We start from the raw sequence: 25,668 nt of genomic DNA on the forward strand, positions 1-25,668 counted from the left end.
GTGGTACCGGCCTGGCCGGGGAATTTCCAGTTGGCCGCATCGTAGGTGCCTTCCAGGTCCAGCACTTCCGACTTCACGTAGGGCTGGCGGAAGATAGCCTCGACGCCCCCGCCCCCCGGCTGGCCGCCGGTGCGGCCGACGATGCCGGGGCCGGGGCCGGCGCATCGGCCTGGCTTTGCTGGACCTGTGCGCCGAGCGCGGCGCTGTTGGCCATGGCGTAAATGTTTTGCGGCGTGCCGGCCGGGACCGTGCTGGCAGGCTGCGCGGCGGCGGCGGCAGCGGCGGCCGTAGCCGAAGCAGCAGCTGCCGCGGCGGTGCCGTCGTCGGCGTTCTGGGCGGCGGCCGATGGCAGCGGGGCAGGGGTGACGGCCACGCCGACGGCGGACAGGTTCAAACGGGTGGCGGCGCTGTTGAGCGTGGCGGTGGCGCCGACGGCGTCGGTGCGCGCGGCGTTGTCGCCGCTGGCGCCGGCGGCCGGGACGGGCGCGGCCAGCGGTACGGCCTGGGCCAGCAGGTTGCCGAACATCGCCGGCACCAGCGTGGCGGTACTGGCGCTGCCGCTGCCGGCGGCGCTGTCGGCCTTGCCGTCGCTGCCGCTGTCCGTGCCGGTATCGACGGCGGCCAGTTCGGCGCCGGCGGCGGCCTGGTCGGCCAGGTTCAGCAGCTGGGCAAACAGCGGCGCGACGGTGGCCGCTTCATCGGCGGCGGGTTCGCCCTGCTCGCGGCCCGGGTAGCTGACCGGATCGTTCTGGCTGGACGGGGTGGCGCTGCGCGGCGCCGGCGTCGGCTTGGGTTGGTTGCTGGCCAGCGGCGTGCGGCTGTTGCCGTTCGGCTGGGACTTGCCGTTGGCGGTGACCGGATTCTTGTTGTTGCCGGTCAGCGGAGCCGATTTCGGCGGAACGCGGCTGCCGGTATTGGCGTCGGCGTTGCGATTGGGCGCGGACGTCGGCATGCCATCGAGGCCGCCATGATTGGAGGCCACCGGAGCGGTCAGTTCGGCTTTCGCGGCTTTTGCCGCGGCCGTAGCGCTGGAGAGTGTCATGGTCATGCTTGGATTCCGGTCTCTAACTGTTCGCTGTCCAGCGCATATGCCAGCCAGCCTTCTTTGTTGGTCTGCATTTCCTGCAGCCGCCGGTCCAGATCCCCGGTGGCGGCGTTGCAGGCTTCCACTGCTTGCTCGTGTACCTGGCGCAAGGCCGCCAGCGCGGCCCACTCGGCGCTGCTCCACGGGCCCTGGGCCGCCATCTGCGGCAGCGTGGTCGCCATTAACGTGTTAATCGCCGCCAGCATCTTCCAGTCCTGCGAAGCGATGGCGGCGCTCATTTTCTGCGCCATTTGCAGCAAGGTGCGTTGCCTATCCATTTTTGGCCTGCACACCCAGCCAGCCCTTTTTGATGGTGGTCAGCAGCGTCGTGACTTCATCGACGATGGTCGGGTCCAGGCTGACGCCGGCCGTGTACAGGCGGCCGGCGCAGTAGTCGTACAGGCGACCCAGGTTTTCCACCACTTCACCGCCATTGTCGAAGTCCAGCGAACTGGCCAGGCCGTTGATGATGTCGGTGCATTTGTTCAGGCTGTTGGCCTTGAGCTCGTAGCGCTTGCCGACGATGTGGCCGCGCGCGCGGGCCAGCTCTTCGAGCAGGCCGTCGGTCAGCACCAGCACCAGTTCGATCGGCGACGCCCGTGCCACCTGGGCGTCCAGATTGGTGGAGTGGTAACTGCTGTAGGCTTCCTGGTTCAACATGGTGTTCACCGTAATGGTCGTTAATGCTGGGGTTGAGGCTTAGTTGTTGCTGTTCGACGAGAACATCGCCGAGAACATATTCGAGGTGCTGGTCATCGACGCCTGCAACTGCTGCAGCGCGCTGAACTGCGCCAAGTAGCGTTTGTAGGAATTGTCGAACTGGCTTTGCAGCGCCACCTGGCGCTTGGCCACGTCGTCCACCACCTTGGTGGCGGCGGTCTTGCGGCCGCCGATCAGGCCGGTCGCGGAATTGGTCCAGGTGTTGACCAGCTTGTTCATCGAACCGAGCACGCCGCTGTCGACGCCGATGCCGGCGCGGCCGAACAGCTGGTCCATCTTGCCCGGATCGGCGGCGATGGTCTTCTGCAGGCGGGCGCTGTCGAGCGACAGGGTGCCGTCGCGCGCGGCGGTGATGCCAAAGCTGATCAGCGACTTGCCGCCGGTGGCGCTGCGCAGCATCGCGCTCAGGCTGGCGCGCAGCGCGGTGACGCCGGAATCGTTGTACAGCGCGGCGTCGCCCGACTTCGGCGTGCTGTCGGTGGACGAGGTCGGACTGTGGTCGCCCGGCGCAGTGACGGCGTTGAACACCGCCAGCAGCTTGTTGTAGGCGTCGACAAAGGTTTGCACGTTGGCGGCGGTGGCGCTGTTGTCCGGGCCGATGGTCAGCTGCACCGGCGTGGCGCCGGCCAGCTGCGCCTGCTTGACGGTGAACTTGACGTTGTCGATGGTGGTGAAGGTGTTCGACGCCTGCGTCACCTTGGTGCCGGTGTTCTGGTCGCCCATCCAGACGATGGCGTCCTTGGCGGCCGCTTCGACTTTTTGCGTCGACAGGTCGGATTGCAGCGCAGGGTCGCCCAGCGCCGAGACGTCGAGCGAGGCGATGGCGTTGTTGGCGCCGGTCTGGGTGGCGGTCAGCACCAGCTTGGGCTGGCCGTTGATGGTCAGGGTCGAGGCGGTGACGCGCGAGTTGTTGCTGGCCGCGACATTGATGGCGGCGGCGATTTCCTTGGCCGACAGTTTGCCGTCCATATTGCTGTCGGCGGTGGCCAGGTCGATCTGGAAGTTGGAGCCGTCGGCCAGCATCACCTTCATCGAGCCGGCGCCGGCGCCGGTGACGGCGCTGTCGCTGACGTTGTAGGACACCTGGCCGGCGGTGGCCAGCTGCTCGACGTAGAACGAATAGGTGCCGGCCACGGCGGTGGAGCTGGCGGTGCCGGTGGCGATCGCGGTATTGCTGCTGGTGGCCGAGGCGGCGCTGACGGTGGACGTGCCGGTGACCAGCGCCTGCAGCGTCGACTGGAAGGCGCTCAGCGCCGTGCCCAGCGTACCGAGGGCGCTGACGGTGGCGGTGGCCTTGGTGTTGCGGCTGTCCAGTATGGCCTTGGTCGGCGCGACGTAGGCGTTCGCCAGTTTCTCGGCCGTGGTCTGCGGATCGTAGTTAGGACTGCTGATGACGGACATGATCGTGCTCCCGGTAAGGATGATTGAAGTGTACCCTGATATAAGGCGACCTTAATCGTTTCCCTATGAAAATATTTCTAACTATTTTTTCGCGGCGGCGTTTATTTCTGGCCGCGTATCCATAGTTGCGTTGCTAATTCATCATGTTGCTTGCGTTCCTGCACATTTTGCTGTTGCAGGACCACTTTTTGCTGCTTGCTCAGCACCTTGCCCAGCACTTCGCGCTTGGCCCAGGCCGCGTTGAGCGCCTTCTGCGACACCGCCATGTCGGCCTCGTGCATGTGCAGGTCGAGCCGGTGGCTGTCGGCCATCTGCATCACGGCCTGCTTGTAGTCGCCGCAGTTGCCGGCCAGCGCAGGATGCAGCTTGCCGCTGGCGCCGCTATTCGTGTAGAGCCCGGTCAGGCGCTCCAGGTTTTTCTGATAACGCTCGCGCAAACTTTCCTTTTCCGCCAGCTCGGTCTGCAGGCGCTCCACCTCGGTGTTGCGCAGGGCCACCAGCGTGGTCAGGTTGCGGATGTTGTGTTGGCTCATGTCATCAGCTTTTCAAGTTGGGTGACGCACGGTGCGAAGGGCGCTTCTTCCTTGGTGCCCTGGCAGAGGAAATCCTCGACCTTGGGGTGCAGCTGCACCGCCTTGTCGGTGATCGGATCGGCGCCCGGCACATAGGCGCCCAGCGGGATCAGGTCGCGCACGCGGTCGTGCCGCGCCATGCTGGCCTTGAGCGCGCGCGCCGCCAGCATGTGTTCGTGGGTGATGACCTGGGTCATGCAGCGGCTGATCGAGGCGGCGATGTCGATCGCCGGATAGTGGCCCCGCTCGGCCAGCTCGCGGGTCATGACGATGTGGCCATCGAGCACGGCGCGGGCGGTGTCGACCACCGGATCCTGCTGGTCGTCGCCCTCGGCCAGCACGGTGTAGATCGCGCTCATGCTGCCGGTCTGGTTTTCGCCGTTGCCGGCCGATTCGATCAGCTGCGGCAGCGCCGAGAACACCGACGGCGGATAGCCCTTGGTGGCCGGCGGCTCGCCCAGCGCCAGCGCCACTTCGCGCAGCGCCATGGCGTAGCGGGTCAGCGAATCGACCAGCAGCAGCACGTTCTTGCCCTGGTCGCGGTAGTGGGCCGCGATCGAATGGCACAGTTCGGTGGCCATGATGCGCATCAGCGGGCTCTCGTCGGCCGGCGCGATCACCAGCACGGCCTTGGACAAGCCTTCCTTGCCGAGCGACATTTCGACGAATTCGCGCACCTCGCGCGAACGCTCGCCGATCAGGCCGACCACCACCACGTCGGCCACGGTTTGCCGGGTCATCAGGCCCAGCAGCACGGACTTGCCGACGCCGGAGCCGGCCATCAGGCCGACGCGCTGGCCCTTGCCCAGCGTGAGCATGGCGTTGATGGCGCGCACGCCCACGTCCAGCGCCTCGGTGACGGGTTTCTTTTTCAATGGATGGATGCGCGGCGGCAGCGCTTCGAGCGGGAAGTCGCCGGACAGCTTGCCGAGGCCGTCGATCGGTTCGCCCAGGCCGTTGACCATGCGGCCCAGCCAGCCGGAGCCGATCTGCAGGCTGACTTTTTCCGGCAGCGGCAGCACGCGCGCGCCGGTGGTCAGGCCGATGGCTTTCTTGAACGGCATCAGGAAGGACAGCTTGTCGCGGAAACCGACCACTTGCGCGTCCAGCCATTCGCCGCTGACTGTCTCAATCTGGCAACGCTGGCCGGTGTGCAGAGGGCAACCGACGGCCTCAAGCAATAAACCGGACGCCCCCACCAGGCGACCGGTCGGGGTCGCCATGGGTACGGAACCCAGTTCGAGATTGCGTAAGGCGTCAGCGATCACTCTTCGCTCTCCGGTTCGTCGCCGCCGTCGGCAGCTTGAAGTTGATTATCGACCTGTTCCATGACAGCCGCAAGACGTTGATGGCATCCGGCGTCGACTTCGTTGTCGCCGGCCTTGATGCGGCACTCGCCCACTTCCAGCCGGGCGTCGGGTATCAGGTTCCAGCGCTTGGAACGTTTCGGGTCCAGCTCGGCGATGCGCTTCAATTCTTCCGGGTTCAGGAAGACATCGATTTCCTCGCGCGTCGGTGGCATCGATGCCAAGGTTTCCTCGACCAGGGCCATCAGCTGCACCGGTTGCAGCGCCAGTTCGGCGCGGATCACCTGGCGGGCCACCTTGGCCACCAGGTCGACCACTTCCTTGCGCTGGGCGGCGCGGTAGTCGGAGCGCAGCTTCTTCAGGCTTTTCAGCATGGCGTCGACCGGGCGGGCCATCTGGTCGTAGGCCACCAGGGTTTCATGGCGGCCTTCTTCGCGGCCCTGTTCCTGGCCGGCGGCGCGGCCGGCTTCGAAGCCGTCTTCCTGGCCGCGCGCCAGGCCGATTTCATAACCGTCGCGCTGGCCTTGTTCGAAGCCCTCGCTGACCGAGGCGGCCCATTGGGCGCCGCCGTCGCCGCCCTGGCTGTGGCTGTGCGCCACGGCGCGCTGGTGCGCCAGGTTGGTGAACTGGGCCAGCGGCGGGAAGCGGTAGGCGCGGAACGACTTCATTCGACCACCTGTTCGGCGAACAGCTGGATCTCGACTTCGCCGGCGTCGGCCAGGGCCTTGACGGTGGCCATGATTTCCTGGCGGGTTTGTTCGATGCGCGACAGCGGCATCGGGCCGGCGCGGCGCATCATGTCCTCGAAGGCCTGGGCCTGGCGTTTCGGCATGGTCTTGAGGATGGCGTCGCGGATCGACACTTCGGCGCCCTTGAGCGCGATCGCCCATTGCTCCAGCGGCACTTCCTCGATGATGCGGGTGACCGCCACTTCGGACTGGTTGCCGAGGATGAAGAAGTCGTACATCGACAGCTCGATCTTGGACACCACCTCGGGATCATGGGCGCGCAGCAGCTCGACCATCTGCGCGCGGTTGCTCGGCAGGCGGTTGAGGATTTCGGCGGCCTGGCGTATGCCTTCCACGCTGGTGCTCTGCGAATCGAAGGAGGACAGGCAGCGCACCACCAGTTCGTCGAGCTCGATCAGCAGGTCGCGGTCGACTTCTTCCATGCGGGCCAGGTTCAGCAGCACCAGGTCGCGGCCGTCGGCCGGCAGGGCGTCGATGATCTGGCCGGCCAGCGCGGCCGGCAGGAAGGCCAGGAACACCGCCTGCATCTGCACGTGTTCGTTGGAGATGTATTCGGCCAGCCATTTCGGCGAAGCCCATTGCAGCCGCGCCATCTTCGGCCGCAGTTCATCGCCGTAGATGTTGTTCAATACGGTGTTGGCGAGATCGCCGCCCAGCGCCAGGTCCAGCGAGCGCTTCAGGTAGCTGCGCGAGGCGCCGTGCACGCCGGACTGCTGGCGGTAATCGTCGAAGAAGGTTTGCATCGCGGTCTTGACGGACTCGACCTTGATGCCGCTCATGCGCGACATCACCTGCGTCACTTCCAGCAATTCCTCGCGGCTCAGGCAGCGCAGCACGGCGGCGGCCGGCTCCTCGCCTATGCTCAGCAGCACGATGGCCGCTTGCTCCACCGGTGACAGCTGGGCGTTGCGGACGGCGTCGCCGTAGTCTTCGTCCTGCGCGTTATTGAGTTCGGCCATTTTTCTGCATCCATTGTTTGACGACTTCGGCGACACGTTCCGGTTCTTTGGCAGCCAGGACTTTCAGGTGGTCGACCATGACGTCGACGGCCGAGCCTGGCGGCGGCAGATCGTAGTTTTCCAGCAGCGGCACCACCGGCATGCCCGGCGTGGCGGCGGCGCCCGGCAGGGCAGGGGCTGCGCCCGGCGTGCCCGGTGCATGGGTGCCGGCGATGGCCGGCGTGCCGGCCGCGGCAGCGGCCGCTTCCTTGGCTTCCTTGGCGGCCACCACGGCGGCCTGTTCGGCGGCGCGGCGTTCGGCGGCGATGCGGGCCAGTTCCTGCGGCGCCGGCGTCAGGCGCACGGTGGCCAGGCGCATCAGCGGACGCAGCAGCAGGAAGTAGCCGAGGATGATGCCGACGCCGTACATCACGTAGGAGCTGATGTCGACCACGTTGTCACGTTCCTGCCACCATGGCGTCATGGCCGCTTTCGGCGGGAAGTTCATGGCCGACACCACCAGCTGGTCGCCGCGCTCGGTGTTGATGCCCAGGCCGTTGCGCAGGATCTTGTCGATGTTGGCGATTTCGTTGGCGCTCCAGCCGGTCTTGGGCGTGGGCGAGGCGGCCTGCGCCAGCACCACGGCGACGCTGAGCTTTTCAAGGCGGCCACGGCTGCGCTTGGTCTGGGTGATGCTGCGGTCGTAGGCGTACTGGCGGGTGGTGGCGTTCTTGCGCGCCGTGCCTTCGCCCGGGTTGTTCGGATCGTTGGCGGCGGCCGGCTTGTTGGCGTCGGCCGGGTTGGCGTTGGCCGGCGGCGGACGGTTCGACAGCGTGCCCGGCACGCCCAGCGCCACGCGGTTGCGGTCCTGTTCTTCGCGCATCGCTTCGCTGGTGACTTTCGGATCGGCGCCGTATTTCTCGACCGTTTCCTCGACCTTGTCGTTGTCGACGCTGGCCATCACGCTCATGCGGAAGTTGTCGTCGCCGATGACCGGGCCCAGCAGGTTGCGGACGTTGGCCTTGACCTCGTCCTGGATGCGCTTGCCGTTTTCATTGCTGGAGGCGCCGGCGTCGAAGCCGTCGGCCAGGTCGATGTGGGAAGACAGCAGGTTGCCGGTCTGGTCGACCAGGCTGACGCGCTGCGGGCTCAGGCTGGCGACGCTGCCGGCCACCATATTGACGACGGCGGCGATCGCCTCAGGCGACATGGTGTGGCCGGGCTTGAGCGCCACCACCACCGAGGCCGACGATTTCTCGCCGTCCGAGGAAACAAAGGAGGTCGACTTGGCGATCGACAGGTGCACGCGCGCGTGGGCGATGGCGTCCAGCGTCATGATCGATTGCGCCAGCTCGCCTTCCAGGCCGCGGCGGAAGCGCACGTCCTGCACGAATTGCGACACGCCCAGCGGGTCGTTCTTGTCCATCAGCTCCAGGCCGGCCGGCAGCTGGGCGGTCACGCCCTTGGCGGCCAGCAGCATGCGCACCTTGCCCAGCATGGAGTTGGGCACCAGCACCTGGCCGCTCTCGGGGTGCAGGCGGTACGGGATGTGGTCGGCGTCGAGCACCGTCATCATGTCGGCCGCGGCGACTTTTTCGCGCGCACCGAACACCGGTTTGTAGCCGGACTGGTCGCTCCACAGGTACATCAGCACCATGGCCGTCACGCCGATCGCCAGCAGCAGCAGCGGATACAGGTTTTTCAGCAGGTTGGGTGGCAGCGACAGCGCGACGGGGCTCGCGCGCCAGCGCTCGAAGGCGGACTTGAGGGGATTGATCACGTTGTTTGCTTTCGCGTTGAACCGGGAGGGCCGTTACAGCGGTAATTTGATGAGTTCGTCCACGGCGCCCATCACTTTGTTGCGCACTTGCATCAACATCGAGAAGGACAGGCTGGCTTCCTGGCTGGACAGCATGGCGCCGACCAGGTCGTCGCTCTTGCCGGAATCGACGTCGGACATCTGCTGGGCGGCGTTGGCGTCGGCGTCGTTGACCTTGTGCACCGCATCCTTCATCGTCTGCGCGAAGGAGAAGGCGGGCTGGGCGTCGCCGCTGGCGAATTGCGCGGCCGGGGCGACGCTCTGGTTGGCCAGGTTTTGCGCCGCGTTGGTGAGCGACGCGAGGTCGGCTTGTATCAGGTTAGAGATTCCGTTACTCATCTTGCTATCTCCCGTTCATGCAACGTTAGTCCCATATGTCTACCATATCCAGATTGCCAGAAAGCAGCAAGCCCTGCGTTGTTTATCTGTTGGCTGCTGTTCTCAATCAAACGACACTGCGCTGTCGATGTCACAGTCTTGTAAGAATGTCAGCGTATGCAGGATGATCAGAGGCCAACTGGTATGTGTGCCAGCGGGGCGGTAGTCATGCTTGATTGTTTCCTGGAGTGAAGTAGGGCGCCTGACAGCGGCTGCGCCGCCGAAACAGTTTTCTTGCGGCAAATATCGTTATAAATCATTCACTAAGCGCCATTTATTCATGTGTGTTGCGGGGCAGCGTCAGACTGCTGGAGCTGGGATAAGCTTACCGGCTAGCAATATTCTTGTAAAGACTTATTTGCCCAGTGGAATTGTTCAGTTAAATATTGTTGTTTGGCAATAATGTGAATTTTGATGTATGCTGTGCTATCGATATCGCCTGACTTTAAGTTACGATAGGTAATATTCCCCAAATAGTGCGTTCGAAGTAACCAGTTTTTGGCTGGATAGTGCGATGATGGTGGAGTAGCGAAGAATTCCGACATGGCGAAAACATGACAACGACAAAACAGACAGCGCCACCTCAAGTCCTGGACCCATGCCTGCTGGGGCGGCCGGTGCATCTGCTGCACATCTTTGCCGCCCAATTGCGCGACGACCTGTCGCAGTCGATGCGGCTGAATATGAACCGCCGCTACTGGGGCGGCTTCCAGGTGGAGGATGTCGCGTTCAGCCGGCTCGAAGGCCACGAAAGCCGCAGCCGCTGGCTCAGCTTTGCGGCGCCGGCCGGGCAGATCGCCTTTTCGCTGGAGCGCAAGGTGCTGCTCAGCGTGCTCAACTACCGCTACGGCAGCGGCAAGGCCGACGCCGCCGCGCTCGACGAGAACGCGGTGCGGGTCACGGCCACCGAGGAACGCCTGGCTGTTGTACTCGGGCAACAACTGGCCGGCACCCTGGCCGGCCGCATCGAATTGAACCTCCCCGTGCTCGACAAGCCGGCCCCGGCCGAAGGCGAGCCCGAAGTCGACAGCGAATTCAAGCCGGCCCCCGGTTCCCATCCGCCCAAGGGCAGCTGGATCATCACCGTCACGCTGGCCGACATCGCCAGCGGCGCCACCGGCCAGTACTGGTTCGCGCTGGACAAGGTGCTGATGGCCAGCGTGCTGCGCGGCCTGCTGCGCGACCGCGACAGCGGCAACGGCAAGAAGGGCAAGGCCGCCGCGCCGCTGGCCCAGCGCCTGCAGGTGGGCCTGGTCGGCCGCCTGGCCAGCAAGGAAATCGCGCTGGGCAGCTTGTACGATCTGCAGGTCGGCGACGTGATCCCGATCAGCCTGAACAGAGCAGACGTGCTGCTCGAAGATTCCCGCCTCTTCACGGCCGCCGTCACCGAGCACAAAGGCAAACTCTGTTTAACCTCTTTTGAAGACGCCGAATAACATGATGAACATGAACGTAGCCAACCCTAGCGACGCCCTGCTGGAAGACCTGTCCGAAGAGATGATCATCGACCAGGTCGGCACCGAGCTGGCCGATGTGCCGGCCTCGCCGTCGCGGCGCGACCTGCCGGCCATGATGCGCAAGATCCCCGTGACGCTGACGCTGGAGGTGGGCTCGGCCCGGATCTCGCTGCAAGACCTGATGGCGATCGGCCCCGACAGCGTGGTCGAGCTCGACGTGCTGGCCGGCGAACCGCTGGTGATCAAGGTCAACGGCACCGCCATCGGCCGCGCCGAAGTGGTGGTGGCGGGCGAAAACTACGGCCTCAAAGTGATCGACCTGGACGGCCTCAATCTCGACATGATGACTCCATGATCTGGAGGATGCCTACGCGCCGGCGCCTGTTGCTGGCTGCGTCGATACTGGCCGGGGGCGCGCTGGTGCTCTGCTGCCAGTCGGCCCACGCGGTCGACCTGCTGGCCAACGTGGTGCCCGGCGCGAAAACCGAGTTGACGGTCAAGACCCAGATCCTGATCATCATGACCTTGCTGGGCTTGCTCCCGGTGATGGTCATGATGATGACCAGCTTTACCCGCTTCGTCATCGTGCTGTCGCTGCTGCGCCAGGCCCTGGGCTTGCAGCAGGGCCTGCCCAACCGCATCATCACCGGCGTGGCGCTGATCCTGACCCTGCTGGTGATGCGGCCGATCGGCGACCAGATCTGGACCGAAGCCTTCGTGCCCTACGACCAGGACAAGATCGGCCTGGAGACCGCGCTGCAGATCGCCGAGAAGCCGGTGTCGCGCTTCATGCTGGCGCAGACCAGCAAGGCGGCCCTGCAGCAGATCGCCCATCTGGCCGGCGAGGACAAGATCACCGAGCCCGCGCAGCACGCGTTCACCGTCAAGCTGGCGGCGTTCGTGCTGTCGGAGCTGAAGACCGCTTTCCAGATCGGCTGCATGCTGTTCATTCCCTTCCTGGTGATCGACCTGGTGGTGTCGTCGGTGCTGATGGCGATGGGCATGATGATGCTGTCGCCGCTGGTGATTTCATTGCCGTTCAAGCTGCTGCTGTTTGTGCTGGTGGATGGCTGGACCCTGACCGTCAACACGCTCGTCACGAGCGTGCAGGCGTACTGACACTGAGGCGATCCTGATGCTGACTCCCGAAGTTGCCGTCGACCTGGTGGTCGAATCGCTGCACATCGTCATGCTGCTGGTGGTGATCCTGGTCGTGCCCGGCCTGATCACCGGCCTGGTGGTGGCGCTGGTGCAGGCCGCCACGCAGATCAACGAACAGACGCTGAGCTTCCTGCCCAGACTGCTGGTGACGCTGCTGGCGATCATCCTGATGGGGCGCTGGATGGCCGGCTACCTGATGGATTTCTGCGTCTCCATCTTCACCCGCGCGGCCACGCTGGTCGGCTAGCTTGGCCCAGCCATCGCCATGGAACCGATACTGAGCCAGTTGCTGCCGATGCTGACCGCGCTGTGGTGGCCGTTCTGCCGCATCCTGGCGATGTTCATCGGCGCTCCTGTGCTGGGCGAGGCGGTCACGCCGGTCACGGTGCGCATCCTGATCGCGCTGGTGCTGGCGGTGCTGATGCTGCCGCTGACCACCACCGGCGCCCCCATCGATCCGTTTTCCATGCACGGCGTGGTGGCCAGCATCGAGCAGGCGCTGATCGGTTTCGTGCTGGGCCTGGCCTTCCACTTCGCCATGTCGGTGATCGGCGTGCTGGGCTACCTGGTGTCCTCGCAGATGGGTTTTTCGATGGCGGTGATGAACGACCCGATGAACGGCCAGTCGTCGGACGTGGTGTCGGCGCTGCTGTCGGTGCTGTCGATCATCGTCTTCTTCGCCATCGACGGCCACCTGGTGATCGCCAACGTCATCGGCCAGAGCTTCAAGGCCTGGCCGCTGGGCCACGGCTACCAGCCGCTGCTGCTCAACGCGGTGGCTTACAACGTCGCCTGGATATTTTCCGCCGCCATGCTGCTGGCCATCCCCGTCGTGTTTTCCACCATGGTGGTGCAGCTGGGCTTTGGTTTCCTGAACCGCGTGGCGCCGGCGCTGAACCTGTTTGCGCTGGGCTTTTCCGTGATCACCATCTTCGGCCTGATGATGCTGGCGCAGGTGGTGCGCTTCATTCCCGAGCACTATGTGCGCATGACCAATATGGTGCTGGAGCTGATACGCCAGCAGATGCAGGTGGCGATCCATGGCTGATCAGGACAGCGCCGATAAAACAGAAAAGGCTTCACAGCAGAAGCTCAAGAAGTCGCGCCAGGAAGGGCAGGTGGTGCGTTCGCGCGACCTGTCGACGGCGATCGGCATCCTGGTCAGCCTGAAGCTGTTCGTCTACCTGCTGCCCGACTACATGGCCGAGTTCCACGAAATTTTCCACCAGAGCTTTGCGCCGCTGAGCTCGACGGGCGCGATCGACAACGCCATGTCGACCGTGTTCAGCACCTCGATGTGGCTGCTGGTGAAGATGCTGCTGCCGCTGTTCATCGTGCCCTTCTTCATCGTGCTGGGCGCGATGGTACCGGGCGGCTGGGTGATCAGCACCAAGCACTGGGAACCGAAGATGGAACGCCTGAGCCCGGCGGCCAACCTGGGGCGGCTGTTCAGCGCCAAGCACGGCTTCGAATTCCTGATCTCGCTGGGCAAGGCCGGCGTGCTGATCGCCGTGCTGATCCACGTGGCCCGCTCGACGGTGCAGGACTACACCCAGCTGCAGCACATGCCGATGGGGCGGGCCATGGTGTCGGGTTCGAATTTGATGCTGGACGGCTTGATGTCGCTGGTCGCGGTGTTTATCATCTTCGCCTTGATCGACGTGCCGGCGCAGGCGTATTTCTTCGCCAAAAACCAGCGCATGTCCAAGCAGGACCAGAAGGAAGAGCACAAGTCGACCGAGGGCCGGCCTGAAGTGAAGAGCCGCATCCGCCAGCTGCAGCGGGCGATGGCGCGGCGCAGCGCGCGCAAGACGGTGCCGACCGCCGACGTGGTGATCGTCAACCCGGAGCACTACGCGGTGGCGCTCAAGTACGACCACGACCGCGCCGAAGCGCCGTATGTGGTGGCCAAGGGCATCGACGAGATGGCCTTGTACATCCGCCAGCTGGCGGCCGAATTCAAGATCGAGGTGATGCCGCTGGCGCCGCTGGCGCGCGCCATCTACAACACCAGCCAGGTCAACCAGCAGATTCCGGTCCAGCTGTACCAGGCGGTGTCGCAGGTGTTGAACTATGTATTGCAGTTGAAAGCATTCCGTACCGGACGCCGTAACGCCGAGCCGGTCTATCCAAGAGAAGTCGATGTCCCCACATCCATGAGCGAGGTTAAGCAGTCATGAATTTTTTGAACAGGCTGGTCGCCGAAGCGCGTCGCCATAAGTTCGCCACGCCGGCATTCCTGTTGGTCATCCTGGCGATGATCATCCTGCCGCTGCCGCCGATATTGCTGGACGTGATGTTCACGTTCAACATCGTGCTGGCCCTGATCGTCATCCTGGTGTCGGTCTCGGCCCGCCGGCCGCTGGACTTCTCGGTGTTCCCGACCGTGATCCTGGCCACCACCATGATGCGGCTGACGCTGAACGTGGCGTCGACCCGGGTGGTGCTGCTGCACGGCCACGAAGGCACGGCCGCGGCCGGCCAGGTGATCGAAGCCTTCGGCAAGGTCGTCATCGGCGGCAACTACGTGGTCGGTATCGTCGTGTTCGTGATCCTGATGATCATCAACTTCATGGTCGTCACCAAGGGGGCGGAGCGGATTTCCGAAGTGTCGGCGCGTTTCACGCTGGACGCCTTGCCCGGCAAGCAGATGGCCATCGACGCCGACCTCAACGCCGGCCTGATCAACCAGGAAAAGGCCCAGGCCCGCCGTCTCGACGTCGCCGCCGAGGCCGACTTCTACGGCGCCATGGACGGCGCCTCCAAGTTCGTGCGCGGCGACGCCGTCGCCAGTATCCTGATCCTGATCATCAACATGGTCGGCGGCGTGGCGATCGGCGCGCTGATGCAGGACATGTCCTTCGGCGACGCCTTCAAGCAGTACGCGCTGCTGACCATCGGTGACGGCCTGGTGGCGCAGATCCCGGCGCTGCTGCTGTCGGCGGCCGCGGCCATCCTGGTCACGCGTATCTCGGATTCCGGCGACTTCGAACAGCAGGTCGGCGGCCAGGTGCTGGCGTCGCCGCAGGTGATGATGAGCGCCTCGGGCATGATGCTGATCCTGGCGCTGGTGCCGGGCATGCCATGGCAGATGTTCGGTCCGTTCGCGCTGGTGCTGGCCTATGTCGGCTACCGGCTGTTCCAGCGGGTCAAGGCGCCCGACACCTCCAATCTCGACGCCATCGAGGCGGCGCTGCGCGACGACCGCGCGCCCGATCTCGACTGGCACAGCCTGCCGGCCGTGCAGCAGCTGCAAGTGGCGCTGGGCTACAAGCTGGTCGGCCTGATCGACAAGGCCCACGGCGAGCCGCTGACCAAGCGTGTCAAGGGCGTGCGCCAAAGCCTGTCCGAAGCGATGGGGCTGCTGCTGCCCCCCATCATCGTGCGCGACGACCTGGGCCTGAAGCCATCGCAGTATTCGGTGATGTTGTCGGGCAGCGTGGTGGCCCAGGCCGAGGTGTTCGCCGACCGCCTGATGGCCATCCCGTCGCCCAACATCTACGGCCAGATCGACGGCATCCCCGGCATCGAGCCGGCCTACGGCATGCCGGTGACGTGGATCGAAACCAGCGAGAAGGCCAACGCGCTGGGCCTCGGTTATCAGGTGGTGGAGGCGCCGAGCGCGATCGCCACCCATCTGTCCAAGCTGATCCGCGAATACCTGCCGGAACTGTTCCGCCACGAAGACGTGCCGGCGCTGATGGACCGGCTGGCTGCGCTGTCGCCCAAGCTGGCGTCCTCGCTGGACAAGGCGCTGACGCACACGCAGATGCTGCGCGTGTTCCGCGTGCTGCTGGCGGAAAACGTCTCGCTGAAGGATATCGTGCCCATCGCCACCACCCTGGTCGACAGTTCCGAGACCACCAAGGATCCCATCTTGCTGGCGGCCGAGGTGCGCTGCGCGCTGCGGCGCCAGATCGTCACCGGCCTGTTCGGCCAGAAGACGGAGATGCAAGCCTTCAACCTGGGCGGCGACCTGGAGAACATGCTGCTGGGCTCGCTGAACCAGGCTCGCCAGAGCGGCAAGGTGGTGCTGGACAACTATCCTATCGATCCGCATCTGCTGGCGCAGCTGCAGGTCAATATGCCGGTGGCGCGCGAGCAGATGAAGCAGCAGGCCACGCCGCCGCTGTTGCTGGTGCTGCCGCAGATCCGGCCGCTGCTGGCCCGCTACGCGCGCCTGTTCGCGCCCGGCCTGCATGTGCTGTCGTACAACGAGATACCGGAGAACCGCGAAGTGAGCATCATCGGCACGGTCGGCTGAGCCGGCTCGCCGCAGTGAGGAAGATGGCTGGAGGGATATTGTTGCTTTTTCGTCAGGTGTTGGTAATCGTGCACTGACTTTTTAATAAGCATGATATCTTTTCATCATCACCAACCGTAGTACCTCACTGAAAGAGCCAAAAAAATGAGAAATCTGAAATTTGTGCGCGCTTTGATGTTCTTTGCCGCTGTCACCGCAGCGCTTGCCGGCGGCGCCGTCCGCGCGGCCGAAACGACCCAGGTGGTCAACGTCGCCGGGATCAAGAGCTACGATTTGTTTGGTGAGGCGGGCAACACCGTCATCGAATTGAACCTGGGCGCGCTGGCCCAAGTCACCAGCATCACCTGGAACGTCAACTACACCGCCTTCGATCCCAGCTGGCTGGCCGACATGGAAGTGCACTTCAGCCCCAGCGCCGGCAATGCCGGCGTGGTGTTCACCCCGAGCATCACCGAAGAGGGCGGCTCCGAGCATTCCGAAGGCAGCGCCAACCTGGTGGACCTGGGCCTGGACTTCAAAGTGGGCGCCGACGGCAAGCTGCGCATCGAATTCAGCGAAAACTACAAAGACCTGAATCCGGGCGAAGCCGACGGCCAATGGGATTCGGGCAGCTTCACCATCGGCTACGTCAGCGCCGTGCCGGAGCCTTCGAGCTACGCCATGATGTTGCTGGGCCTGGTGGCCGTCGGTGCGATCGCCCGCCGCCGTCAAAACAGCTAAACAGTTTACGGCCGTCCAAGGCCACAAAAAAACCTGCCCGGCGTCAGCGCCCGGCGGGTTTTTTTGTGGCCGGGCCGGTCGGGCTCAGGCGGTTTCGGTGAACAGTTCGTCCGGCGGCAGCGGCTGCGACAGCAGCACGGCCAGCTCGGCCATGGCCTTGAAGATGGCCTGGGTCAGCGCCGCCGTGTGCAGGCGGGTAGGGTGGGAGTGCTCGCCGCTGGACGGCGGCAGTTCGCGCCGCAGGCGGCAGCGCAAGATCGTCAGGCCGGAGCGGCTGACCGTGGCCGCCAGCTGCGGCAGCATTTCGCGCATGTGCTGCATGGCCGAGGTCTGCGCCGCGCCCACTTCCAGCACCACGCCGTTGCCGGTGGCCGGCTCCATCTGGATCACCACCCGGCCCACGCCCGGCAGCATCAGTTCCAGCCGCAGCGCCACGCGCGAGCGGCGGCGGCGGTTGTTGCGTTCCTGTTCCTCGTCATCCTTGACGATGACCTTCAGCACCAGGCGCTCGGCGCCCCAGGCGTAGACGGCAAAGCGCCACGGCTCCATCTCCGTCACCAGCGGCAGGCCGGGGCGGCCGTCGCGCATGGCCGACGGCGTGTGGTCGGCCATGAACAGGCTGGACGGCACATGCTGGCCGCTGGCCTGTTCCAGCCAGGCGGCGCGCTGCTCGCCGTAGGTGCGCACCATGACTTGCCAGGAGGCGGCCATCATCTGGGTGTCGGGCGGTTGCCAGACCAGCTGGCGCGACAGAAAGACCTGGTTGGGCCGCATCGCGGCCGGGTCGGCGCCGTTCGGCACCTCGGCCAGGGCGGCGGCCAGCGCTTCGACGCCGGAATGCGGCAAGGGCATGCCGTCCGGGCCGTCGAGCAGCACGCCGATGGCGCCGGGGCCGCTCGGGGCCAGCGGGCCGACCGGATAGTCGGCATCGAACGGCACTTCGCCGGGTGCGCGCGCAACCGGGCCTGGCTGCGTGGGCTGCCGGTCCGGGATGCCCAGCGGGCGGGAAGTTGGTCCGATGCGGTCTAAAGCCATCGAGCTCGCTCTCGAAAAAATCCGATGAAAAAAAAGCCAACCGATACTCCGGTTGGCTCCTTGTGTTCCTGACCCGCGAGCAGATCAGGAAGGCGCTACGATTATTGCAGCAAGGACATAACCAGGGACGACGTGCTGTTCGACTGTTTCAACATGGCGGTACCAGCTTGCAGCAGCATCTGGCTGGAGGTCATGTTCGACGACTCAGCGGCGAAGTCGGTATCCATGATACGGCCAGTTGCAGCTTTGGTGTTGGTCGAAATGTTCGACAAGTTGTTGTAGATGTGGTCCAGACGGTTGGCGGCTGCACCCAGCGACGAACGGATCGAACCAACTGCGTCCAGCGCGTCGGAGATGTTCTTGATCGAGGTGCCTGCAGCGGTTGCACCGGCTGCCTGGTTGGCGCCCGAAACTTCGGTGCCGGCGGTTGCCGATGGGGTGGTGTACTGGGCGCTGACGGCGGTCAGCGCGTTTTCCAGCGTGGTGCCCATGTCGGTGCTCAGGTCGACGGTCATGGTTTCGGTTTTGCTGGCGCCGATCTGGAACTGCATCGAACCGGCGATGGTGCCGCCTTTCAGCAGAGCTTGGCCGCCGAAAGTGGTGTTGTTCATGATGTTGTTCAGTTCTTTACCCAGTGCATCGTATTCCGATTGCAGAGCGGTCTGGTCGGTGGCGGAGGACGATTGGTCGGCTGCCTGGGTGGCCAGATCTTTCATGCGCACCAGCATGTTGGTGACTTCGTCAAACGCGCCTTCGGCGGTTTGCAGCATCGAGATCGAGTTCTGGGTGTTGCGCATGGCCATGGCCATACCGCTGGTCTGTGCTTTCAGACGGGTTGCAATTTGCAGGCCCGCAGCATCGTCCATGGCCGAATTGACACGGAAACCGGTGCTCAGGCGGGTCTGCGAGTTCGACAGCGCCATCTGGGTGCGGGAGATCGAGTTCTGTGCGGAAAGGGCCGCAGCGTTAGTGTGAAGGCTCAGCATGAAATAACTCCTGGTAGGTGGATTCAGTTCGGAGCAACGGATCCTTTGTGCTCTCCCAAGTACAAGACGACCATATCTGGGAGGGCATTAAATGCTTTGTGGAAATTTCTAAAATATTTTCTAACGGGGACCCGGTAAAGCCCATTCCAGCCCGGTGTGCGGCCTTTCCACCGCTCGATTATGGTCCGGTTTTGCAGTGTTGGCACAAAAAAATTGTTCCAAATTGTTCCACGGATAAAAAAACAGCGCGCCACTGAGGACGCGCTGCTGTGATTTTGTTGCTTTTATGTCTTACATATTAGGATAGTTCGGGCCGCCGCCGCCTTCCGGCGTCACCCAGACGATGTTCTGGGTCGGATCCTTGATATCGCAGGTCTTGCAGTGCACGCAGTTCTGGGCGTTGATCTGCAGGCGGTCCGCGCCTTCGTCGGTCTTGACGAACTCGTAGACGCCGGCCGGGCAGTAGCGCGCTTCCGGGCCCGCGTACTGGGCCAGGTTGACGTCCACCGGCACGCTCGGATTTTTCAGCGTTAAGTGAATCGGCTGGTCTTCGGCGTGGTTGGTGTTGGAAATGAACACCGACGACAGGCGGTCGAAGGTCAGCTTGCCGTCCGGCTTGGGATAGCTGATCGGCGCGAACTGCGAAGCCGGCTTCAGGCATTCGTGGTCGGCGTGGCTGTGGTGCAGCGTCCATGGCGCCTTGCCGCGGAAGATCAGCTGGTCGATGCCGGTCATCAGCGAGCCCAGGTACAGGCCCTTGTTCAGCCATGGCTTGACGTTGCGCGCCACATGCAGCTCTTCGTGCAGCCAGGATTTTTCGAAGGCGATCGGGTAGGAAGCCAGTTCATCGTGCTGGCGGCCGGCGCCCAGCGCCTCGAATGCCGATTCGGCGGCCAGCATGCCGGACTTGATGGCGGCGTGGCTGCCCTTGATGCGGCTCATATTCAGGAAGCCGGCGTCGCAGCCGATCAGCGCGCCGCCCGGGAACACCAGTTTCGGCAACGATTGCAGGCCGCCGGCGGTGATCGCGCGGGCGCCGTAGGAAATGCGCTTGGCGCCTTCGAAGAAGGTCTTGATGGCCGGATGGGTCTTGTAGCGCTGGAATTCCTCGTACGGCGACAGATAAGGATTCTCGTAGTTCAGGCCGACCACGTAGCCGACCATGACCTGGTTGTTTTCCAGGTGGTACAGGAAGGAGCCGCCGTAGGTTTTGCTGTCCAGCGGCCAGCCGGTGGTGTGGACTACCAGGCCAGGCTGGTGCTTGGCCGGATCGATTTCCCACAGTTCCTTGATGCCGATGCCGTAGGATTGCGGATCCTTGCCCTTGTTCAGGTCGTACTTGGCCATCAGCTGCCTGCCCAGGTGGCCGCGCGCGCCTTCGGCGAACAGCGTGTACTTGCCGTGCAGTTCCATGCCCAGCTGGAAGTCCGAGCCGGCTTCGCCGTCGCGCTTGACGCCCATATTGCCGGTGGCGACGCCCTTGACGGAGCCGTCGTCGTTGTACAGGATTTCAGCGGCAGGGAAGCCGGGGAAGATTTCCACGCCCAGCGCCTCGGCCTGCTGGCCCAGCCAGCGCACCACGTTGCCCAGCGAGATCACGTAGTTGCCGTGGTTTTCAAAACAGGCCGGCAGCAGGAAGTTCGGGGTCTTGATGGCCTTGGTTTCGGTCAGGAACAGCACGCGGTCTTCGGTGACTTCGGTGTTGAGCGGCGCGCCTTTTTCCTTCCAGTCGGGGATCAGCTCGGTCAAGGCCTTCGGGTCCATCACGGCGCCGGACAGGATGTGGGCGCCCAGTTCTCCGCCTTTTTCCAGCACGACGACCGACACTTCCTGGCCTTTTTCCGCGGCCAGTTGCTTGATCTTGATGGCCGCCGACAAGCCCGCCGGGCCGCCGCCGACGATCACGACGTCATACTCCATCGCGTCGCGCGGACCGTACTGTTCTACTAGATTTTGTGGCTGTGTCATGGTCTGTTCTTATAGTGGTCAATAAGGAGGGAAGAAAATTTAAGCACGAGTGTGCTTCTTTTTCGTCCGAAATGCAATGTGGGCGCCATTTTGAGGGACATTATTAGACACTGCAATCTAATACTGGCAATTTGTGTAATCATAACGATACGACAGCCAGGCTGTCGGCAATTCGTCACTTATACCAAACACTAGGAGTAGCTCGTGGGCATAGAAGTCAACTTTGAGGGAAAAATTGCGCTGATCACCGGCGCCTCCAGCGGTCTCGGAGCCCGGTTTGCCAAAGTGCTGGCCCAGGCCGGCGCCCAGGTGGTGCTGGCGTCGCGCCGCACCGAGCGCCTGAAGGAATTACGCGCCGAAATCGAGGCGGACGGCGGCGCCGCCCATGTGGTCAGCCTGGACGTGACCGACTATGCCAGCATCAAGTCGGCCATCGCCCATGCCGAGACCGAGGCCGGGCCGATCGACATCCTGGTCAACAACTCGGGCGTGTCGACCACGCAGCGCCTGGTCGATGTCACGCCGGAAGACTACGCCTTTGTCATGGATACCAATCTGCGCGGCGCCTTCTTCGTGGCCCAGCAGACCGCCAAGCGCATGATCGCGCGCGCCAAGGGCGACCCGGGCAAGCAGCATCGCATCATCAACATCGCCTCGGTGGCGGGCTTGCGGGTGCTGCCGCAGATCGGCGTGTATTGCATGAGCAAGGCCGGCGTGGTGCAGATGACCAAGGCCATGGCGGTGGAGTGGGGCAAGTACGGCATCAACACCAACGCCATTTGCCCGGGCTATATCTCGACCGAGATCAACGAGGAATACTTCGCCAGCGAACAGGGCCAGAAGCTGATCAATATGCTGCCGCGCAAGCGTCCCGGCAAGCCGGAAGACCTGGACGGCCTGCTGTTGCTGCTGGCCGGCGAGGATTCCAGCTTCATCAACGGCGCCATCATTTCCGCCGATGACGGCATGACGGCGACGTAAAACTCAGAGTTGGAGGCCGACCAGCTTGTGGACCAGTTCCGACGAGGTGGCGGCCGAGAACTTGCGCATCAGCTTGGCGCGGTGCATTTCCACCGTGCGCGGGCTGAGGTCGATCTGGCGGGCGATGGTCTTGCTGGTCTTGCCTTCGACCAGCAGCGCGGCGATTTCGCGCTCGCGCGGCGTCAGCTCGGCCGTGACCGGACGTTTTTCGCTGACATCCTCGAAGGTCCAGATGCCCGGCCCCAGCGGTTCGGAGGCCTTCATCGAATGGCCGGTGACGTGGCACCAGAACAACTCACCGTTGGCGCGGCGCATGATGCGCTCGTCCGAATAGCGGCCCTTGGCGTTCATGATGGGGATGATGCGGTCGCCGGTGCGCAGGAACTCGTCCATGGTCGGATACAGCACCAGGAAGGACAGCCCCTCCAGTTGCGCGCGGGTGTGGCCGAACATCGCAGCCAGCGCCTCGTTGCAGGACTGGATGACGCGGTTTTCCGAGATGCACATGCCGACCGGGGCGTGCAGGAAAATGGATTCGTAATCGATGACCGGAGCGTTGTTCATGTGTGGGGGCGGCAGGTAGTTCTACGGTATTGTGCTTTTGATTTGCGTATTCTATGCTGAGACGCCTCGTCGCTAGTGCATTTAACAATGTTAGCAACGGATTTAGCAACAAACTATAAGGGACACCCATGAATAAAATCTATCCTGACGCCGCCGCCGCGCTGGCGGGCGTCGTACAAAACGGGCAAACCATTGCCGTCGGCGGCTTCGGCCTGTGCGGCATTCCCGAGGCACTGATCGGCGCGCTGCGCGATTCCGGCGTGACCGGCCTGACCGCGATCTCCAACAACGCCGGCGTGGACGGCTTCGGCCTCGGCCAGTTGCTGGAAACCCGCCAGATCAAGAAAATGATCGCTTCCTACGTGGGCGAAAACAAAGAGTTCGCGCGCCAGTACCTGGCCGGCGAACTGGAACTGGAATTCACGCCGCAAGGCACGCTGGCCGAGAAGCTGCGCGCCGGCGGCGCCGGCATTCCAGCCTTCTTCACCAAGACCGGCGTCGGCACCATCGTCGCCGAGGGCAAGGAAATCCGCGAATTCGACGGCGAACAATATGTGATGGAACGCAGCCTGGTGGCCGACGTGGCCCTGGTCAAGGCCTGGAAGGCCGACAAGGCCGGCAATCTGGTGTTCCGCAAGACCGCGCGCAACTTCAACCCGAACGCCGCGATGGCCGGCAAGATCACCATCGTCGAAGTCGAGCAGCTGGTGGAAATCGGCGAGATCGACCCGGACGCCGTGCATCTGCCGAGCATCTTCGTGCACCGCATCGTGGTCAACGCCACGCCGGAAAAACGTATCGAGCAGCGCACCGTGCGCGCCAACTAAGAACAACGGAGAACACATATCATGGCATGGACTCGTGACGAAATGGCCGCGCGCGCGGCGAAGGAATTACAGGACGGTTACTACGTCAACCTCGGCATCGGCTTGCCGACGCTGGTGGCGAACTACGTGCCGGCCGGCATGGAAGTGTTTCTGCAATCGGAGAACGGCTTGCTGGGCATCGGCCCGTTCCCGACCGACGATGAAGTCGACGCCGACCTGATCAACGCCGGCAAGCAGACCGTGACGGCGCTGCCGGGTGCTGCCTACTTCAGCTCGGCCGATTCCTTCGGCATGATCCGCGGCGGCAAGATCAACCTGGCGATCCTGGGTGCGATGCAGGTGTCGGAAAAGGGCGACCTGGCCAACTGGATGATCCCGGGCAAAATGGTCAAGGGCATGGGCGGCGCGATGGACCTGGTGGCCGGCGTCAAGCGGGTGGTGGTGCTGATGGAGCACGTCGCCACCGCCAAGGATGGCTCGACCTCGCACAAGCTGCTCAAGCAATGCGACCTGCCGTTGACCGGCGTCGGCGTGGTGGACTTGATCGTGACCGACCTCGGCGTGATGGAAGTGACCGACAAGGGCTTGAAGCTGACCGAACTGGCGCCCGGCGTCACCAAGGAACAGATCCAGGCCGCCACCGGCGTTGAACTGGATACCTCGGCCGTCTGATATCGGGCGGGACGAAAAAAAGGCACGCTTCGGCGTGCCTTTTTTATTGCGCTCAGGCCGATTTGCGGCGGCGGGCGAGGGCGCCGGTCAGCGCCAGGCCGCCCAGCAGCATGGCGTAGGTCGCCGGTTCCGGCACGGCGGTGACGCTCCAGCGCGCCGCCGAATACGGATCGGCGCCGTCGCCTTCACCGTAGCCGCCGCCCGCGATCGAATAGTAAGCCAGGGCATCGGTCTCGCCGCCGTTGAAGGTGCCCGACACCAGGCTATGGGTCGGCGCCTCGCCTTGCAGGATGTCGGCGTTGACGAACAGGAACTGGTTGGCTTTGCCATCGAAGGAGGCCACGCCGTCGCCGCTGACCGGCCCTCCAGGACCAAAGCCGAAGGAATAGAAATGCGTGCCGCCGCCAAAGGCGACGCCGTTGACGCTGATGGCGATGTTGCTCAGGTCCGTGATCAGATTGCCGTTGGCGTTGCCGTCGAAGGAGCCGGCGACCACCTCGCCATCGAGGAAGTGGTAGGAGAACTGGTAGCTGGCGGCTTGCGCCGCAACGCTGGCAGCCAGCAGGCCGGCGCAGGCCAGCAGACGAATAATCTTGTTCATGGATTAATTCCCGTTAGTAAAACTGCATTCTCTCACGAATTATCTCGATGTCAAGAATGAACAACGCCCCGCAGGCTGGCAGGCAGCGTGCGGGGCGTCGAGGCCGGAGGCGCGGGAAAATCAGTATGCGTGGCGGGTCAGCGGTTGCAAGTCAGGATCGGTCACGGTCGAGCCGGGATTGTTCAGTTCCTTGTGCAGCGTGTCGTGGTTCAGTTCTTTTTCCCAGTGCGATACCACCACCGAGGCGACGCCGTTGCCGACGAAGTTGGTCAGCGCGCGGCATTCGCTCATGAAGCGGTCGATGCCCAGGATCAGCGCCATGCCCGCCACCGGAATGGTCGGCACCACGGCCAGCGTCGCCGCCAGCGTGATGAAGCCGGCGCCGGTGATGCCCGATGCTCCCTTGGAGGTCAGCATCGCCACGCCAAGGATGGTCAGTTCCTGCGTCAGGGTCAGGTCGGTGTTGGTGGCCTGGGCCACGAACAGGGCGGCCATGGTCATGTAGATGTTGGTGCCGTCCAGGTTGAACGAGTAGCCGGTCGGGACCACCAGGCCGACCACGGACTTGGAGCAGCCCAGGCGTTCCAGCTTGGTCATCAGCGAAGGCAGGGCGCTTTCCGACGAGCTGGTGCCCAGCACGATCAGCAGTTCTTCCTTGATGTAGTTGATGAACTTGAAGATCGAGAAACCGGTCAGGCGGGCCACGGTGCCCAGCACCACCACCACGAACAGGCCGCAGGTCAGGTAGAAGCAGCCCATCAGCGTGGCCAGCGGTTTCAGCGAGGCGATGCCGTATTTGCCGATGGTGAAGGCCATCGCGCCGAACGCGCCGATCGGTGCGACTTTCATGACGATGCCGACCACGCCGAAGATGGCCGCCGACAAATCGTCGATCAGCTTGGTGACTGGCTTGCCGCGCTCACCCAGCAGCGACAGCGAGAAGCCGAACAGGATGGCGATCAGCAGTACTTGCAGGATGTCGCCCTTGGCGAAGGCATCGACCACGGTGTTCGGGATGATGTTCATCACGAAGTCGATGGTCGACTGATGCTTGGCTTTTTCGGTGAATTCGGCGATGGACTTGGTGTCCAGCGTGGCCGGGTCGGCGTTGAAGCCGGCGCCTGGGCGCACGATGTTGGCGACGAACAGGCCGATCACCAGCGCGAAAGTGGAAACCACTTCGAAATACAGCAGCGCCTTGCCGCCGACGCGGCCGATCTTCTTAACGTCCTGCATGCCGGCGATGCCGGAGACCACGGTGCAGAAAATCACCGGTGCGATGATCATCTTGATCAGCTTGATAAAGCCGTCGCCCAGCGGTTTCATCGCGACGGCGTCGGATGGGTAGAAGATGCCTAGCAGGATGCCGCAGGCAATGGCGAACAACACCTGGACGTATAGAATTTTGTAGAACGGCTTTTTCACGGGGTCTCCTCGCGTTTCTGGTGAGGAGACCATCATCCG

Annotated in this window: 27 protein-coding genes; 11 read left to right on the plus strand and 16 right to left on the minus strand. The window is 63.8% G+C overall.

Going from position 1 to position 25,668, the window contains the following annotated elements:
- Positions 1-73: 73 nt before the first annotated feature.
- The 10 genes from GEV01_RS00005 to GEV01_RS00050 all read right to left on the minus strand — a co-directional run bounded on the left by GEV01_RS00005 (position 74) and on the right by GEV01_RS00050 (position 8,929).
- Complete coding sequence (locus GEV01_RS00005; protein WP_175022838.1) at positions 74-1,048, minus strand: hypothetical protein; 975 nt, start codon at positions 1,046-1,048, stop codon at positions 74-76.
- Positions 1,045-1,362: a hypothetical protein gene (locus tag GEV01_RS00010; protein WP_152800558.1), complete on the minus strand. Its 318-nt coding sequence runs from the start codon at positions 1,360-1,362 to the stop codon at positions 1,045-1,047. The genes GEV01_RS00005 and GEV01_RS00010 overlap by 4 nt, the downstream gene beginning before the upstream one ends.
- The gene (gene fliS / locus GEV01_RS00015) at positions 1,355-1,744 is read right to left on the minus strand and encodes a flagellar export chaperone FliS (protein ID WP_008449474.1); all 390 of its coding nucleotides are present in this window, start codon (positions 1,742-1,744) and stop codon (positions 1,355-1,357) included. Before fliS ends, GEV01_RS00010 begins: the two co-directional genes overlap by 8 nt.
- Before the next feature lie 39 nt (positions 1,745-1,783).
- The gene (fliD, locus tag GEV01_RS00020; protein WP_152800560.1) at positions 1,784-3,205 is read right to left on the minus strand and encodes a flagellar filament capping protein FliD; all 1,422 of its coding nucleotides are present in this window, start codon (positions 3,203-3,205) and stop codon (positions 1,784-1,786) included.
- A 101-nt stretch (positions 3,206-3,306) separates the two neighbouring features.
- Positions 3,307-3,738: a flagellar export protein FliJ gene (gene fliJ, locus GEV01_RS00025; protein ID WP_008449472.1), complete on the minus strand. Its 432-nt coding sequence runs from the start codon at positions 3,736-3,738 to the stop codon at positions 3,307-3,309.
- Positions 3,735-5,045 (minus strand): flagellar protein export ATPase FliI, encoded by a 1,311-nt coding sequence (gene fliI / locus GEV01_RS00030; RefSeq protein WP_328595394.1) that lies wholly within the window; start codon positions 5,043-5,045, stop codon positions 3,735-3,737. The genes fliJ and fliI overlap by 4 nt, the downstream gene beginning before the upstream one ends.
- Positions 5,042-5,752 carry a flagellar assembly protein FliH gene (fliH, locus tag GEV01_RS00035; RefSeq protein WP_152800562.1) on the minus strand — a complete coding sequence of 237 codons (711 nt, stop codon included), beginning with the start codon at positions 5,750-5,752 and terminating at the stop codon, positions 5,042-5,044. Before fliH ends, fliI begins: the two co-directional genes overlap by 4 nt.
- Positions 5,749-6,792 carry a flagellar motor switch protein FliG gene (locus GEV01_RS00040; protein WP_152800564.1) on the minus strand — a complete coding sequence of 348 codons (1,044 nt, stop codon included), beginning with the start codon at positions 6,790-6,792 and terminating at the stop codon, positions 5,749-5,751. The genes fliH and GEV01_RS00040 overlap by 4 nt, the downstream gene beginning before the upstream one ends.
- Positions 6,776-8,551, minus strand: coding sequence for a flagellar basal-body MS-ring/collar protein FliF (gene fliF, locus GEV01_RS00045; protein ID WP_328595395.1), 1,776 nt, complete (start codon positions 8,549-8,551; stop codon positions 6,776-6,778). Before fliF ends, GEV01_RS00040 begins: the two co-directional genes overlap by 17 nt.
- A 33-nt stretch (positions 8,552-8,584) precedes the next feature.
- Entirely contained in the window at positions 8,585-8,929 is a 345-nt protein-coding gene (locus GEV01_RS00050) for a flagellar hook-basal body complex protein FliE (protein WP_152800566.1), read from the minus strand.
- Positions 8,930-9,522: 593 nt separating this feature from the next.
- On the opposite strand from GEV01_RS00050, the gene GEV01_RS00055 reads away from it, so the two are divergent.
- From GEV01_RS00055 to GEV01_RS00090, 8 genes are all read left to right on the plus strand, one after another.
- On the plus strand, positions 9,523-10,404 hold the full coding sequence (locus GEV01_RS00055) for a FliM/FliN family flagellar motor switch protein (protein WP_152800569.1): 882 nt from the start codon (positions 9,523-9,525) through the stop codon (positions 10,402-10,404).
- A 4-nt stretch (positions 10,405-10,408) separates the two neighbouring features.
- Positions 10,409-10,780: a FliM/FliN family flagellar motor switch protein gene (locus tag GEV01_RS00060; RefSeq protein WP_175022847.1), complete on the plus strand. Its 372-nt coding sequence runs from the start codon at positions 10,409-10,411 to the stop codon at positions 10,778-10,780.
- Positions 10,777-11,544, plus strand: a complete 768-nt coding sequence (gene fliP, locus GEV01_RS00065) for a flagellar type III secretion system pore protein FliP (RefSeq protein ID WP_152800573.1) — start codon at positions 10,777-10,779, stop codon at positions 11,542-11,544. The genes GEV01_RS00060 and fliP overlap by 4 nt, the downstream gene beginning before the upstream one ends.
- Before the next feature lie 16 nt (positions 11,545-11,560).
- A complete protein-coding gene (gene fliQ / locus GEV01_RS00070; protein WP_008449457.1) occupies positions 11,561-11,833 on the plus strand; it encodes a flagellar biosynthesis protein FliQ in 273 nt (90 codons plus the stop codon).
- A gap of 18 nt (positions 11,834-11,851) precedes the next feature.
- A complete protein-coding gene (locus GEV01_RS00075) occupies positions 11,852-12,634 on the plus strand; it encodes a flagellar biosynthetic protein FliR (protein WP_152800574.1) in 783 nt (260 codons plus the stop codon).
- Positions 12,627-13,766 carry an EscU/YscU/HrcU family type III secretion system export apparatus switch protein gene (locus GEV01_RS00080; RefSeq protein ID WP_152800575.1) on the plus strand — a complete coding sequence of 380 codons (1,140 nt, stop codon included), beginning with the start codon at positions 12,627-12,629 and terminating at the stop codon, positions 13,764-13,766. Before GEV01_RS00075 ends, GEV01_RS00080 begins: the two co-directional genes overlap by 8 nt.
- A complete protein-coding gene (locus tag GEV01_RS00085; RefSeq protein ID WP_008449450.1) occupies positions 13,763-15,850 on the plus strand; it encodes a flagellar biosynthesis protein FlhA in 2,088 nt (695 codons plus the stop codon). Before GEV01_RS00080 ends, GEV01_RS00085 begins: the two co-directional genes overlap by 4 nt.
- Before the next feature lie 144 nt (positions 15,851-15,994).
- On the plus strand, positions 15,995-16,570 hold the full coding sequence (locus GEV01_RS00090; protein WP_152800577.1) for a PEP-CTERM sorting domain-containing protein: 576 nt from the start codon (positions 15,995-15,997) through the stop codon (positions 16,568-16,570).
- 84 nt (positions 16,571-16,654) lie between these two features.
- Here the strand turns inward: GEV01_RS00090 and GEV01_RS00095 are convergent, their stop codons facing one another.
- The 3 genes from GEV01_RS00095 to GEV01_RS00105 form a co-directional block, all read right to left on the minus strand.
- Entirely contained in the window at positions 16,655-17,605 is a 951-nt protein-coding gene (locus tag GEV01_RS00095; RefSeq protein ID WP_175022849.1) for a hypothetical protein, read from the minus strand.
- Between the two features lie 101 nt (positions 17,606-17,706).
- Complete coding sequence (locus tag GEV01_RS00100; protein ID WP_152800579.1) at positions 17,707-18,591, minus strand: flagellin N-terminal helical domain-containing protein; 885 nt, start codon at positions 18,589-18,591, stop codon at positions 17,707-17,709.
- 291 nt (positions 18,592-18,882) lie between these two features.
- Positions 18,883-20,559 carry an electron transfer flavoprotein-ubiquinone oxidoreductase gene (locus tag GEV01_RS00105; protein WP_175022851.1) on the minus strand — a complete coding sequence of 559 codons (1,677 nt, stop codon included), beginning with the start codon at positions 20,557-20,559 and terminating at the stop codon, positions 18,883-18,885.
- Between the two features lie 204 nt (positions 20,560-20,763).
- Between GEV01_RS00105 and GEV01_RS00110 the strand changes: the two genes are divergently transcribed.
- Positions 20,764-21,540, plus strand: a complete 777-nt coding sequence (locus GEV01_RS00110) for an SDR family oxidoreductase (RefSeq protein ID WP_008449440.1) — start codon at positions 20,764-20,766, stop codon at positions 21,538-21,540.
- 3 nt (positions 21,541-21,543) lie between these two features.
- Here the strand turns inward: GEV01_RS00110 and GEV01_RS00115 are convergent, their stop codons facing one another.
- Positions 21,544-22,104 carry a LuxR C-terminal-related transcriptional regulator gene (locus GEV01_RS00115; RefSeq protein WP_008449438.1) on the minus strand — a complete coding sequence of 187 codons (561 nt, stop codon included), beginning with the start codon at positions 22,102-22,104 and terminating at the stop codon, positions 21,544-21,546.
- Between the two features lie 128 nt (positions 22,105-22,232).
- Here GEV01_RS00115 and GEV01_RS00120 point away from each other — a divergent pair, with 128 nt between their 5' ends.
- Both GEV01_RS00120 and GEV01_RS00125 read left to right on the plus strand, forming a co-directional pair.
- Complete coding sequence (locus GEV01_RS00120) at positions 22,233-22,931, plus strand: CoA transferase subunit A (protein ID WP_008449436.1); 699 nt, start codon at positions 22,233-22,235, stop codon at positions 22,929-22,931.
- A gap of 21 nt (positions 22,932-22,952) precedes the next feature.
- Positions 22,953-23,603 (plus strand): CoA transferase subunit B, encoded by a 651-nt coding sequence (locus GEV01_RS00125; RefSeq protein WP_071849954.1) that lies wholly within the window; start codon positions 22,953-22,955, stop codon positions 23,601-23,603.
- Between the two features lie 52 nt (positions 23,604-23,655).
- Here GEV01_RS00125 and GEV01_RS00130 read toward each other — a convergent pair whose 3' ends face one another.
- Complete coding sequence (locus tag GEV01_RS00130; RefSeq protein WP_152800581.1) at positions 23,656-24,204, minus strand: PEPxxWA-CTERM sorting domain-containing protein; 549 nt, start codon at positions 24,202-24,204, stop codon at positions 23,656-23,658.
- A gap of 120 nt (positions 24,205-24,324) precedes the next feature.
- Complete coding sequence (locus GEV01_RS00135; RefSeq protein ID WP_152802234.1) at positions 24,325-25,662, minus strand: dicarboxylate/amino acid:cation symporter; 1,338 nt, start codon at positions 25,660-25,662, stop codon at positions 24,325-24,327.
- Positions 25,663-25,668: the final 6 nt, after the last annotated feature.

This window comes from Rugamonas rivuli (genome assembly GCF_009380165.1).
In the GTDB taxonomy this organism is placed as follows: domain Bacteria; phylum Pseudomonadota; class Gammaproteobacteria; order Burkholderiales; family Burkholderiaceae_D; genus Rugamonas; species Rugamonas rivuli.

Excerpts from the sequence above, each read along its gene's own strand:
- GEV01_RS00100 (WP_152800579.1), bottom strand. The coding sequence starts at position 18,591 with ATGCTGAGCCTTCACACTAACGCTGCGGCCCTTTCCGCACAGAACTCG.
- GEV01_RS00135 (WP_152802234.1), bottom strand. The coding sequence starts at position 25,662 with ATGGTCTCCTCACCAGAAACGCGAGGAGACCCCGTGAAAAAGCCGTTC.
- fliS (WP_008449474.1), bottom strand. The coding sequence starts at position 1,744 with ATGTTGAACCAGGAAGCCTACAGCAGTTACCACTCCACCAATCTGGAC.
- GEV01_RS00075 (WP_152800574.1), top strand. The coding sequence starts at position 11,852 with ATGGAACCGATACTGAGCCAGTTGCTGCCGATGCTGACCGCGCTGTGG.
- fliQ (WP_008449457.1), top strand. The coding sequence starts at position 11,561 with ATGCTGACTCCCGAAGTTGCCGTCGACCTGGTGGTCGAATCGCTGCAC.
- GEV01_RS00055 (WP_152800569.1), top strand. The coding sequence starts at position 9,523 with ATGACAACGACAAAACAGACAGCGCCACCTCAAGTCCTGGACCCATGC.
- fliJ (WP_008449472.1), bottom strand. The coding sequence starts at position 3,738 with ATGAGCCAACACAACATCCGCAACCTGACCACGCTGGTGGCCCTGCGC.
- GEV01_RS00040 (WP_152800564.1), bottom strand. The coding sequence starts at position 6,792 with ATGGCCGAACTCAATAACGCGCAGGACGAAGACTACGGCGACGCCGTC.
- GEV01_RS00090 (WP_152800577.1), top strand. The coding sequence starts at position 15,995 with ATGAGAAATCTGAAATTTGTGCGCGCTTTGATGTTCTTTGCCGCTGTC.
- GEV01_RS00080 (WP_152800575.1), top strand. The coding sequence starts at position 12,627 with ATGGCTGATCAGGACAGCGCCGATAAAACAGAAAAGGCTTCACAGCAG.
- GEV01_RS00130 (WP_152800581.1), bottom strand. The coding sequence starts at position 24,204 with ATGAACAAGATTATTCGTCTGCTGGCCTGCGCCGGCCTGCTGGCTGCC.
- GEV01_RS00005 (WP_175022838.1), bottom strand. The coding sequence starts at position 1,048 with ATGACCATGACACTCTCCAGCGCTACGGCCGCGGCAAAAGCCGCGAAA.
- GEV01_RS00125 (WP_071849954.1), top strand. The coding sequence starts at position 22,953 with ATGGCATGGACTCGTGACGAAATGGCCGCGCGCGCGGCGAAGGAATTA.
- GEV01_RS00085 (WP_008449450.1), top strand. The coding sequence starts at position 13,763 with ATGAATTTTTTGAACAGGCTGGTCGCCGAAGCGCGTCGCCATAAGTTC.
- GEV01_RS00105 (WP_175022851.1), bottom strand. The coding sequence starts at position 20,559 with ATGACACAGCCACAAAATCTAGTAGAACAGTACGGTCCGCGCGACGCG.
- GEV01_RS00010 (WP_152800558.1), bottom strand. The coding sequence starts at position 1,362 with ATGGATAGGCAACGCACCTTGCTGCAAATGGCGCAGAAAATGAGCGCC.
- GEV01_RS00050 (WP_152800566.1), bottom strand. The coding sequence starts at position 8,929 with ATGAGTAACGGAATCTCTAACCTGATACAAGCCGACCTCGCGTCGCTC.
- fliP (WP_152800573.1), top strand. The coding sequence starts at position 10,777 with ATGATCTGGAGGATGCCTACGCGCCGGCGCCTGTTGCTGGCTGCGTCG.
- GEV01_RS00115 (WP_008449438.1), bottom strand. The coding sequence starts at position 22,104 with ATGAACAACGCTCCGGTCATCGATTACGAATCCATTTTCCTGCACGCC.
- fliD (WP_152800560.1), bottom strand. The coding sequence starts at position 3,205 with ATGTCCGTCATCAGCAGTCCTAACTACGATCCGCAGACCACGGCCGAG.
- GEV01_RS00095 (WP_175022849.1), bottom strand. The coding sequence starts at position 17,605 with ATGGCTTTAGACCGCATCGGACCAACTTCCCGCCCGCTGGGCATCCCG.
- GEV01_RS00060 (WP_175022847.1), top strand. The coding sequence starts at position 10,409 with ATGAACATGAACGTAGCCAACCCTAGCGACGCCCTGCTGGAAGACCTG.
- fliH (WP_152800562.1), bottom strand. The coding sequence starts at position 5,752 with ATGAAGTCGTTCCGCGCCTACCGCTTCCCGCCGCTGGCCCAGTTCACC.
- GEV01_RS00120 (WP_008449436.1), top strand. The coding sequence starts at position 22,233 with ATGAATAAAATCTATCCTGACGCCGCCGCCGCGCTGGCGGGCGTCGTA.